17 protein-coding genes are annotated in these 14,196 nt (G+C 41.1%); 1 reads left to right on the top strand and 16 read right to left on the bottom strand.

From position 1 onward, the window contains the following. Nucleotides 1-199: 199 nt before the first annotated feature. The 6 genes from HUU49_01955 to HUU49_01930 all read right to left on the bottom strand — a co-directional run bounded on the left by HUU49_01955 (nucleotide 200) and on the right by HUU49_01930 (nucleotide 5,295). Nucleotides 200-1,786 carry a hypothetical protein gene (locus HUU49_01955; protein NUM25368.1) on the bottom strand — a complete coding sequence of 529 codons (1,587 nt, stop codon included), beginning with the start codon at nucleotides 1,784-1,786 and terminating at the stop codon, nucleotides 200-202. Further along, complete coding sequence (locus tag HUU49_01950) at nucleotides 1,771-2,352, bottom strand: RNA polymerase sigma factor (GenBank protein ID NUM25367.1); 582 nt, start codon at nucleotides 2,350-2,352, stop codon at nucleotides 1,771-1,773. Before HUU49_01950 ends, HUU49_01955 begins: the two co-directional genes overlap by 16 nt. Nucleotides 2,353-2,497: 145 nt before the next feature. Then, a complete protein-coding gene (gene msrB / locus HUU49_01945; protein NUM25366.1) occupies nucleotides 2,498-2,896 on the bottom strand; it encodes a peptide-methionine (R)-S-oxide reductase MsrB in 399 nt (132 codons plus the stop codon). Nucleotides 2,897-3,195: 299 nt separating this feature from the next. Further along, on the bottom strand, nucleotides 3,196-4,098 hold the full coding sequence (locus tag HUU49_01940) for a hypothetical protein (GenBank protein ID NUM25365.1): 903 nt from the start codon (nucleotides 4,096-4,098) through the stop codon (nucleotides 3,196-3,198). Between the two features lie 352 nt (nucleotides 4,099-4,450). Continuing rightward, nucleotides 4,451-4,591, bottom strand: coding sequence for a hypothetical protein (locus HUU49_01935; protein ID NUM25364.1), 141 nt, complete (start codon nucleotides 4,589-4,591; stop codon nucleotides 4,451-4,453). 35 nt (nucleotides 4,592-4,626) lie between these two features. Further along, nucleotides 4,627-5,295, bottom strand: a complete 669-nt coding sequence (locus tag HUU49_01930) for a hypothetical protein (GenBank protein NUM25363.1) — start codon at nucleotides 5,293-5,295, stop codon at nucleotides 4,627-4,629. Between the two features lie 178 nt (nucleotides 5,296-5,473). On the opposite strand from HUU49_01930, the gene HUU49_01925 reads away from it, so the two are divergent. Beyond that, the gene (locus HUU49_01925) at nucleotides 5,474-5,806 is read left to right on the top strand and encodes a hypothetical protein (GenBank protein NUM25362.1); all 333 of its coding nucleotides are present in this window, start codon (nucleotides 5,474-5,476) and stop codon (nucleotides 5,804-5,806) included. Nucleotides 5,807-6,135: 329 nt separating this feature from the next. Here the strand turns inward: HUU49_01925 and HUU49_01920 are convergent, their stop codons facing one another. The 10 genes from HUU49_01920 to HUU49_01875 all read right to left on the bottom strand — a co-directional run bounded on the left by HUU49_01920 (nucleotide 6,136) and on the right by HUU49_01875 (nucleotide 14,196). Continuing rightward, nucleotides 6,136-6,678, bottom strand: coding sequence for a hypothetical protein (locus HUU49_01920; protein ID NUM25361.1), 543 nt, complete (start codon nucleotides 6,676-6,678; stop codon nucleotides 6,136-6,138). A 484-nt stretch (nucleotides 6,679-7,162) separates the two neighbouring features. Next, complete coding sequence (maf, locus tag HUU49_01915; GenBank protein NUM25360.1) at nucleotides 7,163-7,744, bottom strand: septum formation inhibitor Maf; 582 nt, start codon at nucleotides 7,742-7,744, stop codon at nucleotides 7,163-7,165. 20 nt (nucleotides 7,745-7,764) lie between these two features. Then, a complete protein-coding gene (locus tag HUU49_01910) occupies nucleotides 7,765-8,133 on the bottom strand; it encodes a hypothetical protein (protein NUM25359.1) in 369 nt (122 codons plus the stop codon). Nucleotides 8,134-8,144: 11 nt separating this feature from the next. Continuing rightward, nucleotides 8,145-8,510, bottom strand: a complete 366-nt coding sequence (locus HUU49_01905) for a DUF1801 domain-containing protein (GenBank protein ID NUM25358.1) — start codon at nucleotides 8,508-8,510, stop codon at nucleotides 8,145-8,147. Between the two features lie 7 nt (nucleotides 8,511-8,517). Next, a complete protein-coding gene (locus HUU49_01900; GenBank protein NUM25357.1) occupies nucleotides 8,518-9,153 on the bottom strand; it encodes a class I SAM-dependent methyltransferase in 636 nt (211 codons plus the stop codon). 67 nt (nucleotides 9,154-9,220) lie between these two features. Then, nucleotides 9,221-10,306, bottom strand: a complete 1,086-nt coding sequence (locus HUU49_01895) for a hypothetical protein (protein NUM25356.1) — start codon at nucleotides 10,304-10,306, stop codon at nucleotides 9,221-9,223. Between the two features lie 99 nt (nucleotides 10,307-10,405). Further along, complete coding sequence (locus tag HUU49_01890; protein NUM25355.1) at nucleotides 10,406-10,948, bottom strand: histidine phosphatase family protein; 543 nt, start codon at nucleotides 10,946-10,948, stop codon at nucleotides 10,406-10,408. 188 nt (nucleotides 10,949-11,136) lie between these two features. Next, nucleotides 11,137-12,213, bottom strand: coding sequence for a DNA adenine methylase (locus HUU49_01885; protein NUM25354.1), 1,077 nt, complete (start codon nucleotides 12,211-12,213; stop codon nucleotides 11,137-11,139). Beyond that, the gene (locus HUU49_01880) at nucleotides 12,210-12,812 is read right to left on the bottom strand and encodes a hypothetical protein (protein ID NUM25353.1); all 603 of its coding nucleotides are present in this window, start codon (nucleotides 12,810-12,812) and stop codon (nucleotides 12,210-12,212) included. The genes HUU49_01885 and HUU49_01880 overlap by 4 nt, the downstream gene beginning before the upstream one ends. Next, entirely contained in the window at nucleotides 12,802-14,196 is a 1,395-nt protein-coding gene (locus HUU49_01875) for a hypothetical protein (GenBank protein NUM25352.1), read from the bottom strand. Before HUU49_01875 ends, HUU49_01880 begins: the two co-directional genes overlap by 11 nt.

Genomic DNA, 14,196 nt, shown 5'->3' with positions numbered 1-14,196 from the left:
TGATATCACTACCCTAGTAGTCGTGTCAAATCATACCAAAAAGGCCCGAAAAACGGGCTTTTTGGCTGAAAGGAGGTTTTGGAGAACTAAAGTTGTGGAAAGAACAAATGTTACCTTTCACTAATTAATACGCAAGAACTAGTAGAAAAGTTACAGCCCGAAAACAAGTGGGCATTTTCGGGCTGTAAGAGTTTAATTTTTATTTTAGTTCTTGGATTCCGGGATTAGCCGCTGGTTCGTCAGCTTTGATTTGAGCAGGTTCGCCGGCCGGCATAATTCTGATTGGCCCGCCGCCGTTATCCTGGTTGAGCAGCTCGCTAACCAATGGTACGACAACGCTCTGGGCGTAGAAGTATTCGCTGTTGTCCGGACGTTTAGTAACCGGGAAAATGAGGGCCGGAATCAGCAGTTCTTCAGTTTGATTATTCTGGTAGCGGTAATATCTGATAAGTTCTTTGGTTGGGGTGCCAAGAGTGACCTCTACAACCTTGCTGTCTTCTGGAGCCCACCAGCCGGCATTAATGCCGCCGCGTTCGGCGAATGCTAGAATTTTTTCAGCGGAAGTTTCGGACTGATAGGAAGAGCTTTGGTAATTTTGGTTGGTAAGGTTGCTTAGACCGGCAACTTTCTTCTCGCGAACGTCGATACTGACGATCAAGCCGACTTTATCGGTACCATACTGTTCATACGCTTGCTGACCGTTGATCTCAAGAGGATAAATGACATTAACAGTATCTGGGAACCAATATTCTGACTTGTTTTGAGTTTGCTCGTAAGCAAGCCGCCAATTGGTCTGAACCTCTGGACTGCCATAACCTTCAAGACTGATGTTATGTTTGGCAATAAAATCATTAGCCAGTTTGATGAGCACGTCGTCAGCCGGAATATCACTTTCGCGAATCCGCAAGTTTTCACAGTTTGGATCGGTACAGGTAACCTGCGGCCAGGTTAACCAGTTTTTGTTGATGCTGATAAAACCTTCATTAGCCTGGATATTAATCATGTAACCATAACGTCCGCTTTCAGTCACGGTAATGTTATCAATGGTTGACTGGCCAAATGAACCGAGGTTGAGTAAGCCAAGATTAAAACCGGACAGTAAGCTATTCAATGAAGATTGGTTGTTTAAGCCTTTTACCCTTTTAAAGACGTCAACAGTTGATTCGTCTAGTGTCAGTTCATCACCGGCATAGACATATTTATAGGTGACAAACCCTTCTGCTGGCGCAATCATTTTGGCGTCAATACTTACTCCAGTAACGCCCGCACCGCCACCAAATCCCATCGGTACCGGCGCAGCGGGGGTGCCGCCACCAGACTGCGACCGTTCATTAGTCGCCTCGGTGCCGTCGGCCATCGCCTGCGGAGCGGCGGCAAGCTGATCAACGGTCTGGTTAACAAGCGAGCCAAATGCTTCGTTGCCAAGGCGGCTGATTTTTAATGACATGTCCAAAACTTCCGGGGTTGGAGCGTTAAGGTTTAACATTTGCCCGGTTTGAGGGTTTTTTAGTAGCGGAATCATTACTAATGCCGCTAATACCGCCCCACCGAGCGCGTAAGCTAGTTTTTTCATATTAAATAAATCGCGTAATGAATTAGATTGAGAGGTTTTTGTTTCGCTTAGCAGCTGACTACGTAGCTGCGCTGCGAATTTTTTGTCAAATTTAGTGTTTGGCTTTACCTTGATAATCTCACTGACAATTCTAATCAAATCCGGCTCGTACTTTTTAAGTTCCGGATCAAGCTGGTAGAGTTCGGCCAAAATAGTTTTTATCTCGTTAGCCATAGTAATTTTTCGCTTAGAATTATTAAATAAAGGACGATTAAGGCTTTGTCTTCCCGTAGTTTCGACATCACGCGGGAAAAAGTGACTTTGCAGTTTGTTAGGCTTAATCCGGTAATTTCGCTGATTTCTTGATATGTTTTATTTTCCCACAACCGCAAGATAATAATATCTCGTTGCTGTGGTTTTAATTTTTGCAAATATTGTTCAACCTGGGCTAGCTTGGCGGCAGTATCAACATCGCGTTCAATATCGGACTCGTCCGATAATCCCCAGACATCCTCAATTGCCAATTCGGCCTTGCTGGAACGGTAGTGATCAATAACAGTATTTCGGGCAATCTGGTAAATCCAGGCTTGAAAGGTGCCTTTATTCACATTAAAATCTTTAATTTTATTTAAGGCCTTAAAAAAGGTTTGGCTGGTTAAATCTTCTGCCGTTTCTTTGTGCCAGGTTTTATAATAAATAAAATCGTAGATTTTTTTGACGTATCGGTCGTAGAGCAGGCCAAAGGCTTGGGAATCGCCCGCCTGGCAACGACCAATAATCTCAGACTCTTGGTTCTCCATAGTTAATCCTTTCAATTTGTTTAATACCTCTCAGTGAATATAACGTCGTAATGGGATGAAAAGTTACAAAATAGTATTCATATTTTCCCATGTTTAGGCTTTTTGGTCAAAAAAAATACCGCCCGGTTGGGCAGCATGGGGGGGCTTATTTGGTCTTTTTGAATGTTAGAGAAAGCGAGTTGACGCAGTAGCGCTTGCCGGTAGCAGTCGGTCCGTCGTCAAAAACGTGGCCGAGGTGGCTTTCACAACGGCCGCACATAATTTCAAGCCGGTGCATACCGTGACTAGTGTCGGGTGCGGTTTTTAAGTTTTCATTTTTTAAGACATCGGAAAATGAGGGCCAACCGGAACCCGAATCAAATTTAGTATCTGATGAAAACAATTCTGCGCCGCAGGCAGCGCAGGCGTAGATGCCAGTTTCTTTATAGTGGAGCAGTTTCCCGCTAAACGGCGCTTCAGTCCCCTTTTGGCGCAGCACGCGATACTGTTCGGGACTAAGCTCTTGTTCCCATTCAGCTTCCGTTTTTTTGATGGGTGCAGTCATAGAAAAGCTATTTTTGGGTAAAAGAAAAGATTGAGAGTGTTGGGTTGGTTGGGGTTGGAAGTTGTTGGGGGAGTTTGTTGTTTTTTGGTTGGTTGGTTTTTTAGAGAAGAGATTGGGGGTGATGGTTTTGAACCCTTAGCTGTCTAAAGATGCAAAACTATCACCCATAACCTCATGTCTCTATCCCCTTGTAAACTTCTATCTACTCTCAATCTATGTCTTAATTATATCGTGGGTAAAAAGGGCTGTCAAGAGCATTTTTATTAAGCTATTTGGTGGTTTTTGAAAAGTTATCAACACTATTGTTCGGCACAGCTGTTAAACGCAGCTACTTGGGCATTATACTGCTCAACTAATTTTTTGGTTTGGTCTGTTAGGGTGTTATAATTTTTGGCCAGCTCATTATATTGTTTGACCAGGCTGTTATAGTAATCAATTTCTTCTTGATTAGACCGGCCTTTGGGACGGTTTTGTTCCATGGTGACTTGCAATTCAAGAATTTGTTCATCCCAACTGGCCAGTTGTGTTTTATTTTGTTCAATTTTCGTATGCAGAGTCTGATCAACCTGCGGACAACTGGAAAGCGGTTTGGCAAAAACTTGGACGGCAAGCCAGGTTTCTGCGCCCTGATAGATCCCCTTTTTAGCTGCGATGCCGATTTCTTGGAAGCTTTGATTTAAGATGTTTTCTCGGTGTCCCGGGCTGTTCATCCAGGCAGCCACCAGATCTTGATCACCGTCGTAGCTGCCTAAGGCCAGGTTTTCGCCGATACTGATATATTCATAGCCGCTTTGGTCAACCCAGTGATCGGGACCGAGTCCCTCTGGTGAAATGTGCTCAAAATATTGGTTGGCAAACATATCTTCAAGTTTGGCGGTGGCTGCTTGATTTAAAGTGACGTTGAGCTTAAGTGGTAAGACTCCTTGTTCCTGGCGATGAGTATTCGTCCATTTCAGGATGCCGGTAGTGGTGAGGTTTGAACCATCGGTTGAAGGTTGGTTGTTGATCAGTGGCGCAGGAGCATGAATGATTTTATCGGTTTGGGCAACGGCGGTATTGATTGCCGCAGCAACATTGGTTTGAAGTTCAGAAACCGGACCAAAATTCTTTGATAAATCTTCTAAAAATAAAAACGGCACTGCCCCGGCGATGGCAGTGGCAAACAAAATAATTAATAAATGAGTGATACTGGAGCGTTTCATTGTTTTAATTTTCTCAAATTTTTCAGCTTTTGCCAAATAAAAGAGGGAGAAAGAGTTCCTCAAAGTTTGCTGTCGGGGTTTGCAGCTCGCTTTATTGAAAGACTCTTTCTCCCCTTGGGGCCAGGGCGGCTGGCGGGGTGCACAAAGGGCAAAAATGGGGGTGAAAGCGTGGGTGGGTAGTTTGGGAGGATGTGTGTGTTGGTGTCAGGTGCGCGCCGGCCCCACGCTTTCGAAAAAAAGGTTCAAGTTAGTGTAGGTAAATAGTAAAAGCTTTTTTCTAATAAGTCAAACCAAAAATCGAGTTAAGGGAGAAACTCGATTTTTGGTCTTAAGATCCTAAGTTGTTTTATTGTTAGATTCCGCTGCGTCGGGCGCTTAATACTAGTTGCTGCTCCCGGTAGTATTTCCAGGCTAATCCCTTTTTCATGAAAACCAGATAGTCTCCCCGATTCTTTTTTTCCAGGCGGCGGATAACTTGTGATAATTTTTTCATATTTTTTTCTATTATTTTTTATTTAAATGGATTATTTAAGCGAATGTCGGAGTGAATGATTTAAAGACGTCTACGACTCGGCCATTAATGATGAAGTTATCTTCTGGCGTCAGATAAATTGGTTGGTGATGCTTGTCAGTTGATTCAGGAAATAGCCCAATGGTTTGGTTGTCAATTTTTTTGAAGGTTTTAATGGTGGCAACTCCGTCGATGACGACTAAGACTTTGTCGTTATCGTGATAATCGTTGTAATCTGGGTCAACTAGGATATAATCGCCGTTATTAACGTTTTTACCATTGATCCAGGATTTGTTCATAGAGGTTCCCGAAACTTTAATGGCAAAGATGCGATCGTCGCGGATTAAGCGTTTCGAAACTTTTAAAGTTCCTTCAACGTTTTCTTCGGCAAAGAATGTCGGGCTGCCGGCGTTGGCCGTTCCCAGGATTGGGATGTTGATGAAACTTTGTTCGTTTTTATCAACTAGGCTGATTTCTTTGTCGTTATTTCGTTTGATATAGCCTTTGGTGGTGAGTGATTTTAAATAGGTGAAAATGCTGCCGACACTTTTAACATTGAGTCCAGCTTGATTAACCAAGTCTAGGATTTGGCGGACTGACGGCGCAGTGGCGTTATTGGCAATATAGTCTTTAATCGCCTGGAGCACTACCTGTTCTTTTTTAGTTAAGAGGTTAATTTTTGGCATATGGTTTTAAATAAGTGTTCAGCTGTTCAGTTATACTTATACTTTATCTAAACACCATTACCCTGTCAATAGGTTTTCTGTGGATAAGTTTGAATTAGAAGAAGGATTGACTTTTTTTGTTTATTATGGTATTATTTAAGGTTCCGTTTTTTTGGTCCAATAACAGGAGATTTTGCCCATGGGCAGCGAGGAAAAGAAACGGTTTGATAAGTGGTCACCCTTGATTCCGAAAGTCGGCCAAGTAGTCCAGCTTTATTTTGGCGAAGGGTCGTCGTATATTGAAACGACCGTCGTTAGCCGTGAAGCCCGGGCGCTTTCCCACGACCGGACCAACTTCATTATTTGGGTGACCTGGCCGCGCAACGGCGGTGTTTTGGCGCTGGATATCACGCCGGAGGCTTTGGATCGAGGCATGGTAGACCAGACCAATAACCTGAAACCGTGGTGGCGCGTTGTCCCCTGCGGTCCCGACCAGAAACGTGACTATGTGAAGATTTACTTTCTCGACTAAGGGAGGAGGATTCTGGGATGTTAGTTTGCGATTGCGGCTGGCAGGGTGTAAATCTTCGGCCAAGTCCGGATGATGATACGGCTCGTTGTCCCGTCTGTGACGCGGTATTTCAAGGCATTAAGGCCGAGAAAGCCGTCGTGACGTCGGCTGAGGAAGAACAGAGAGTTCTCCGTGACGCTTCTGGTTTGGTTGCATTCGCGGAGGCGATGCATCAAGTCATACGAAAAGATCATTAATCATCAATGCCTTTGACCCGGGCTTAATAACAGGGTCTTTTTTTTAAATTAAAAAAACAGCGCCGAGAAGTTGGCGCTGTTTTTTGTAATAAATTATTTTTTCTTTTTAGTGGGAGCCTTTTTTGTAGTTACCTTAGACTTTTTAGCTGAAGCTTCTTTCTTTGGTTGAGTAGTTGTTTTTTTGACTTTAGCTGGTTTTTCTTCCCCGACTTTTGAGGTAGCTGAAGTTCTGGTTAGCGCGTCTAAGATTTTATCAAGCTTGACGTTTAGAGCTGAGATTTGCTGACTTAACTGATCAGAACCGCCGCCACGGTTACCTCGGTCGCCGCCCCGACCGCGATCAGATCCTCTACCTCGGTCAGAACCGCCACCCATTTGGTCAAAACATTTGCTGCAATATACCGGCTTACCGCTGGTTGGACGGAAAGGGACTTCGCATTTGTCGCCGCAGTTGTCGCAAACGGCAACGTACATGGTTTTTTCACGATTGAAATCACGTGGACCGCGATCATTGCGATCAGATCGGTTGCCCCGGCTTTTGGCAAAACAGTCATCACACAGCACCGGGCGGTCGCCACTTGGTTTAAACGGGACTTCACAATTTTTACCACATTCACTACAAGTTGCCTGAAACATTGCAGACCGCTCAGGTCTTCGTCCGCCGCCGCCAAAATCTCTTCTGCCCCCTGACGACCGGTCACCTCGATTAAATTTTCCCATACGTTTGTTATTTTAAAGACTAAATTGCACCTATATCTTAGCAGAGTTTTTGATTAATAGATAGGGCATTACCTTGACTTTATGTCTATAATATGGTAATTTTTGAAGTCCAAGATGGAAAGGAGGTGTTGACGATGAAGGACGAGCCGATCGTTGAAGCAGTTCTTGCGCCCAAGCGCGAGTGTCCAAGATGCCACGCGCCTGAAGGCAATGATGATTTCAATTGCCCAAAGTGCGGCGCCGCATTTTGCGGCCAGTGTTTTGAGCTGGTCCTTGAGGACCAAAGTGGGAGCACGATGAAGTGCCCGGAGTGCAAGACGCTCCTGACGTTTCCCCAACAAACCTTTGGCCGGACATAGTCCCAAGCCACTGCCCTAGTAGAGTAAATCGAACGGGCTTTTTATTTTTTAACCACCACGCCAAAATCTTTAAGAACAGATAATAAGTCGTTCATGGGCAGCCCAACAATGTTCAAACGGTCGCCTTCAATTTTTTCAATTAAAGCGCTGCCATGACCTTGGACGGCGTAGGCGCCGGCTTTGTCCAGCGGTTCGCCAGTCGCAACATATTCAGCAATTTGTTTAGGCGTAAGCTGTTTAAAATAGACTGTTGAGGTAACGGCTTTGGAAACAATCCGGTTAGTTTTAGTATCAATCACGGTGAAACCAGTGATAACTAAATTTTTCCTGCCGTTAAGCATGCTAAGCATCGCTTTGGCGGTGGTGGCAGTGTGCGGCTTGCCAAGGATTTGGTTTTCGTAAACCACCATGGTGTCGGCGGCAATGATAATGGCGTCAGGGTATAATTTAGCAACGGCCTGGGCCTTGCCGCGTGAAAGTTCAAGTGCTAGGTCTTCTGGTTTGAGCGGTAAGGTTAAGTCTTCTTCATAATTACTTTCGGCAATTTCAAAAACCAAACCAGCTTCGGTGAGAAGCTGTTTACGTCGCGGTGAGGTTGAAGCGAGAATTATTGATCGGTTCATAATTAAAATCTTGCTGTTTTCTATTTGAGGTTTTTAAATTGGTCGGGCATTTTTTTAATCATGAAATTTGCCAAAAATAAAATGCTGATCAGAAGGGTTGGGCCAGAAATCGTGGCGTACCAGGACCAGGGTTTGTCAAACCCCGCCATTAAAACATAAGCAACCGCAAAACCAAAAAAGATAATTGCGCCGAATAAATCATACTTCCAGGCTATAATCACGGCAACTAACACCACTAACGACGGCAATGAATGGATTAAAAACGCAAGCAAAGTTTGCCAGCCTTGATATTCATTAAAAACGTCAAGCGAGAATAAAGACAAAAACAGCACAAAGCCGAGGCTGAGAAGCCTTGGCAGCCAGTGCAGGACCGGATTTATTTTTTTCATATGGTTCTTTTTTAAGAATTATGCTTTTTAGTATTTTGACTTACCCTGAACCTGACAATTTTTTTGATTAGGCTAAGCGGCAGTGGTTTATCCAGCGGAAAACGGACTGTGCCTTTGGCAACCTCGTATTTTGCCAGATCGGCGGCGAACTTCTTAATCGCAAATGAGCCGGGGTAAAAACCGATATGAGTTTTATAGGCGGCAAAATGGACTAAATTGCCGTTGAGTTTAAACGTTGGAATGCCGTAGTTGATCGTTTCTTCGGCTTTTGGCGCGATAAGTTTAATTTCACTTTTGAGTTTTTTTAAAGTTGCTTGAACATTTTTTGGAAAAGTTTTGATATACGCGTCAATCGTTTTGGTTGGTTTGCCTTTCATCATATTTTTATTTTAGTTTTTTACCGACAAATTGAATGAGGGTTTGGGCACCGTTTTGGTAACTTTCGCCTTGGTTATCAAGCAGTACCGTTTCAAACAGGCCGGCAGTCAACCCTTGCATATACTCTAGCGAAAAGTAACGCTTGGTTAAGCCGTCGGGAGCGCGGTAGAAGTTATCTTCCAGTTTGATCCAGCCCGGTTCGTGGTATTCCGGATCATCAACGGTGTTGGTGACGGTAGCAAAAATGCCGCCCGGTTTTAGGACGCGATGAATTTCCGTAAAAATAGCTTTGGTAGTTTCGTGGTCAAAATAATGAAGTGCAAGATAAGAATAGACAACATCAAAACTGGCGTCTTCAAACGGCAGGCCTTCGGCGGTGTCTAGTTGGATGAACTTAACTTTATCGGAAAGCTCTTTGGCGTATTTGATTGCTTGGTCGGAAATGTCTGTTGCCGTAACAGTATAGCCCAGGCCCGCAAAAAAGGCGGCGTCTCTGCCCTGTCCGCAGCCGATTTCAAGTAGTTTGCCGGTTTTTGGGAAATAGTTTTTGGCGCACAATTCGGCAAAGATTGGTTTTTCTTTAGCCCAGTTATGTTCTTTGCGATAGCCTTCGTGTTTACGATTCCAAAATTTTCTAATCATATATCTATTCTACCATATATTTTCAGTCAGTTGGTAAATAAAAAGATCTTGTAAATTTATTACAAGATCAGTCACAGCTGGAGCAACAACCAGCATAAAGAACGACAGAGCAACCACAACTACCACAACAAGAACATTCGTCAACGCAGTTTTTGCAGCAACCACAGCTGCGACGTTCTGGTTCGATAGTCTGACAGTCCCAGCAGACATCTCGGCCCTCTTGTTCAGCCTCTCTTAGTTCGTTTTCTCTTTCTTCTTTCTCTTTTTGTCTCCTTTCATTTTCAAGACGTCTGGCTTCTTGCAGTCTTGCCTGTTTTGCGAGTCTCGCCTGTTCTTGTTCCCGTTTAGGGCCATTGACGATATCGTCTATCATCGCTGCTCCAATAATTACTGGGGCAGCAATAATGGTGCCAAGCACTAAGATGCCATCAATGATGTCAGGTTCTCTTTGAGGCTTGTCGGATTTTGTCAGTTGAGTCCCCTCAATGATTTCGATGCTTGGTGGTTTGTCATTGCCGGCGTGCTGATTGTAAGGGTAGATAACCATCATTCCCTCAGGAGGATCTTGCTTAGGGTTATTGATGCAGTACGGGTCTGAGCAGGCCGAAACTGACGTAGGTGTATTTGGTCTGCATGTGCAGCGACTAATAATACAACTCTCGTCCTTTTCGTCGTCGTCATCATCATCGTCGTCATCATCGTCGTCATCATCGTCGTCGTCATCATCGTCGTCGTCGTCATCATCGTCGTCGTCATCATCGTCGTCGTCATCATCGTCGTGACAAAGCGGGCAATCTTCATCAAACTCATGGGCTCGATGAAAACACCATTCACCATCACAACAATCGCAGTCATCGATTTCGTAGGGATCGAGAAAGTCGTTGAACTCGTAGGAACCGAGATGGCACTCACACAGGCAAATGTCATCTTCGGCAAAAATATCGTCCCATTCTTCATTGATGAGAGCAAAAAATCGTTCAGTGTCACAGTCTGTAATGGTAGCACTTAAAGCGCGACAGCTTTTTGCCTGAGCCTCACTCCAGCCCAAGGCAATAGCAGCTCGATATGCTGTCCGATTAGAATTGCTATAGAAAGCAATGCCAATCAGATCAGAGTATTCGAGCGCTAATGAATACTTGTTTCGGTCTGACATGGCCTTACTCCTTTGGTTGAGTCAAAGATCTAAGTTAACATAAAACGCCCTATCTTGGGCGCTACGTTGTTATGACAATATGCTATTTTTTCAATTTTGTCAATACTTTAAAACATATTTCCAGCCGGGTTGCCAAGTTTTAGTATGACGCCAGTCCTGGTCGATTGCCTGCGGCCAAGTTTTACCGCCGAGTAAAACTTCGAGCGCGAGTTGCGGCGCTTGGTGAGCGACAATCGCAATGTGTTTACCATCGTAATCTTTTTTGAGAAAGTCGAGGAAATTTTTAACACGCGTTTCAACATCGGTGTAACTTTCGCCGTTTGGGAAAGCTTGTTCGATAAATTGTTTTGGGTCTGATTTAAATGAATCCGGTTTGCCGTTGAAGTCACCGTAGTTACATTCGCGCAAACGTTCGTCAGTAATGATTTGATAATCGTCGCCAAAAGTGAGGCGGGCGGAATCAACCGCGCGTTTAAGGTCGGAACAAAAAACCGCATCAAATTGCTGGTTGCCAATTTGTGCGGTTAAATCTTTTGATTGTTGGATTCCAAGCTCGGACAACTCCCCTGCTTCCCAGCCAGTCGCAATGTCGTTTTCGTTATCGGTTGTCGTCCCATGAACGAAGTATGTGATTTTAATCATATTCAAATTATATCAAAATACTTATTAGTTAGATAAATCTTCTTTGGCAGCCCTAATTAGAAATTATTGGAATCAGCTTATTATAGAGGTTAAACAATGGCAATATTTAGCGAAGGCTAGCAAGTACACAACCTAATATCCCTTATTAGAATAGAATATTATAACTTATATCTTTTTATCTGTCGGTACTATTTCACTTTAACAAAATATATATATTCTGTAACCTTATCATCTGGGACTTTATACTTTCTTTTTTCATGGTCTCTTTCTGTTCTGAATCTTTTATAGTCATACTTATATACCTTAACAGCACCTCGACTTCTTAAAACTTTTTTAATAAAATCTTCCGGAATAATACCCTCATTATTGTAGCTCATTAAAATATAGTTAACATCAGAATTCTCAATAAGATCCGCTAAAGCTTCTTCACAGTTATTTTTCTGAGAATATCTTGATTTTTGATGATCATATGGTCTCAACCCTGTCTTACCTCGTAATGATGCTTTATCCCAAACTGCCAAGCTTTCTAAAACATGGAAATTAGGAGCATATTGTCTAGAATTATAAGGCGGATCAATATATAATATGTCACCTTTAATTTTTCTTATTAAAAGATTTGAATCTTCTTGATATACTTTATGATTAAGTTTACTTTCTATTAAATTTGGCACTTTTAATGTGAGCTTCTTAAGGGCCATTGATCTCCAAATCTTTAAGTAAGCTCCATACGTCCCGGACATATTGGCAACAAAATCAGTTGCATCAATTAGAGAAGAAAGCAATATGTAATATTCAGAATCTTGTAATAACTTTTTTTTATGCCAAACATCAATAGTATCACGAATACTGTCAACTCTTTTAGCATTTTCGTCAGAAAAAAAACGTCTGCCGTGTTTACCACCAGGTGCATAGTTTTCAAAAAAATATCCCTCACTACCATCCAAACCATTAAGATAATCAATAACGGCCTCCAAAGATCCATCTTTAGTGGCTAATAATTTTTTCACAGGCTTTATACCTAACTCTTTTAGTAGCTTATTAAAATCTGGGTATGAATTATTTTCTATGTAAGTTTTTTGAAAAGCATAAGAGTAGGTCATAAAATCATTACTTATGATTTTATATCCCTTTTTTTTATAAAACTGAGCCACATTAGTAGTACCTGTAAATATATCAATAAAGGTTCCTTTTTTAGGGACCTTTTCTTTCTGAATAACACTATCGATAAAATTAAGTAATCTATTTTTATTACCTATATACTTCATAAAAATACTCCCCTAAAAATATCAGCTACTTTCTTTGAAAAATCATTTGAAAAAATTAAAGAATAAGTGGTCTTATTATCTTTCCAATAAACTAACATGCAAACTCTACCACCTTCAATAGTTGGCAACTTCTCGATTGATTTTTTTATATAATTTATTTCAGCATCAACAGCATCATCTAAATATTCTCCCTTAAGACCAGTAGTGTCAATACCAATAATATAAGAATACACAGGAACTGATTTTTTAGGTGATAATTTATTAATTCTTGAATATATCGACTTAAGACTTAAATCAATTTTCTCCCGCTCCTGCATTATTAATCTAAAAAATTCTTTTGCTTCAGCAAGATAAAAAACTGATTCATCAGAATCTTTTTGCATTACAAGGTCTGGTCTTTTTTGAATCTTACCCATGTAAAATCTTTTTTCAATGTCATCTTTCAAGATTTTCAACTCTTGCCAAGCACCTCCTGGTGCATTTATGTAATTCAAAAACCAGTCCCCCTTAATTCTATTCATAGTAAAATAAACAGAGATAAGGGCGCACTCTTCGGTAAACTTATTTGGACTTAACTTAGCAATATCTTCAAATTTCATAAACTTTATCATTAATAATCAAACAATCAGCATACCTTCTAAAAGCCTTAAACAACTTAGTTTTGTCGCTAAATTTTTCTGGACCAGGAACATGAACATAAACTAAAATATTCATCTGTTTTTTATCTTCAGAACTATAGGCAAATAATTCGGAAAAAGCGGTCAATTCTCCAGTCCCTGGGTCAACCTTATAGATAAAGCTATTCCCCTTTTTCTGAAACATTAAAGTAGGAATAATCAGGGTTGGTAAATTTGCATTTAGTTTACTTTGAATTTTCTTAGCATCACTTTTATAAAACTTACTTAATAGTTCTATTAATTTTTTAGTATCTTGAGCAATCCCAACTTTAGTCGCAGTAGGCAAATAAGAGAGCATTGGCAAAGAATTATCAGATAAAAACTTTAATAAAGGCGTATTTTTGTATCTATGGCTCCAAGGCAAAAAAGAATCTAATTTCCAATCCACTAGATTATACTTACTATCAAGATTTTTATCACGATTAATATAGTCAACCAAAAATTTAATAAATTCTTGCCCTTTTTCTTTCAAAATTCCATGCATGGGTTCCACTGGGAAGTCCTTATCAATTCTTGATATAGTTTTTGAACGAGACTTAACACTTTCTAAGATATAACTAAGCATGTGTTCATAAATTCTCAACTCTAACTCTTTTCTTTTTACTTTATATGAATCAGATATTTCACATAGCAAGCAAGAAGTAATATAGTGATTAAATAATATTCTGCCCTCATTATCCCTATCAAACCCGATCTTAGAATCATACTCAGAATTTGGAAAATAAATTACAAAGGAAGGGCATCTATACCTTAAAGAATAAACCAAGTGATTAATAACTTGCAAAGAAGACGCCTCTCTAACCTGCCCCAAACCATCTTTAGAATCCAATAAATCCTGACTGACTTTTGATCTATCGGTACCTGAATAGTAAGTTTGATACACCATAGGAATTTTTTTCACTGCTGCTGATATTTTCCTTCCTTCTCGTTGCCATTGCGAATTACCAACGTTAGCAGTTCCTGTTGTCTCACCCACGAAAACTTCTTTATCCGTTTCAGCATTTACTATAATAAAATCTGGCTTATCAATAAAACTAATAACTGATTTTACTTTATCTGGTAAATCCCAATTCTCATATCTCCCTGCGACTTTAATGCAGAAATTAATTTTTTTATCTTTTGAAGAATACAAATAGATCGGCTGATCATTAGGTTCAAAGCTAACCCCAACTAAATCAATCAACTCGTTTTTTGTCGCTAAAGTATCTAAAACATTTGTACTTTCAAGAATATTATCTGAATATATAACAAAACAACTAGGATTGTATTTGCTGATTTCTTTGTTGGATAAAACAGTAAGACTCAT

It is taken from the genome of Candidatus Buchananbacteria bacterium (assembly GCA_013359225.1).
GTDB lineage: Bacteria > Patescibacteriota > Patescibacteriia > Buchananbacterales > UBA6539 > JABWCG01.
This window is presented reverse-complemented; position numbering and strand designations above follow the sequence as displayed.

Coding starts and splice junctions, on each gene's coding strand:
- HUU49_01950 (NUM25367.1), bottom strand. CDS start 2,352: ATGGAGAACCAAGAGTCTGAGATTATTGGTCGTTGCCAGGCGGGCGAT.
- HUU49_01880 (NUM25353.1), bottom strand. CDS start 12,812: ATGAAATTTGAAGATATTGCTAAGTTAAGTCCAAATAAGTTTACCGAA.
- HUU49_01930 (NUM25363.1), bottom strand. CDS start 5,295: ATGCCAAAAATTAACCTCTTAACTAAAAAAGAACAGGTAGTGCTCCAG.
- HUU49_01910 (NUM25359.1), bottom strand. CDS start 8,133: ATGAAAAAAATAAATCCGGTCCTGCACTGGCTGCCAAGGCTTCTCAGC.
- HUU49_01925 (NUM25362.1), top strand. CDS start 5,474: ATGGGCAGCGAGGAAAAGAAACGGTTTGATAAGTGGTCACCCTTGATT.
- HUU49_01875 (NUM25352.1), bottom strand. CDS start 14,196: ATGAGTCTTACTGTTTTATCCAACAAAGAAATCAGCAAATACAATCCT.
- HUU49_01940 (NUM25365.1), bottom strand. CDS start 4,098: ATGAAACGCTCCAGTATCACTCATTTATTAATTATTTTGTTTGCCACT.
- HUU49_01895 (NUM25356.1), bottom strand. CDS start 10,306: ATGTCAGACCGAAACAAGTATTCATTAGCGCTCGAATACTCTGATCTG.
- msrB (NUM25366.1), bottom strand. CDS start 2,896: ATGACTGCACCCATCAAAAAAACGGAAGCTGAATGGGAACAAGAGCTT.
- maf (NUM25360.1), bottom strand. CDS start 7,744: ATGAACCGATCAATAATTCTCGCTTCAACCTCACCGCGACGTAAACAG.
- HUU49_01900 (NUM25357.1), bottom strand. CDS start 9,153: ATGATTAGAAAATTTTGGAATCGTAAACACGAAGGCTATCGCAAAGAA.
- HUU49_01890 (NUM25355.1), bottom strand. CDS start 10,948: ATGATTAAAATCACATACTTCGTTCATGGGACGACAACCGATAACGAA.
- HUU49_01955 (NUM25368.1), bottom strand. CDS start 1,786: ATGGCTAACGAGATAAAAACTATTTTGGCCGAACTCTACCAGCTTGAT.
- HUU49_01935 (NUM25364.1), bottom strand. CDS start 4,591: ATGAAAAAATTATCACAAGTTATCCGCCGCCTGGAAAAAAAGAATCGG.
- HUU49_01885 (NUM25354.1), bottom strand. CDS start 12,213: ATGAAGTATATAGGTAATAAAAATAGATTACTTAATTTTATCGATAGT.
- HUU49_01920 (NUM25361.1), bottom strand. CDS start 6,678: ATGTTTCAGGCAACTTGTAGTGAATGTGGTAAAAATTGTGAAGTCCCG.
- HUU49_01905 (NUM25358.1), bottom strand. CDS start 8,510: ATGAAAGGCAAACCAACCAAAACGATTGACGCGTATATCAAAACTTTT.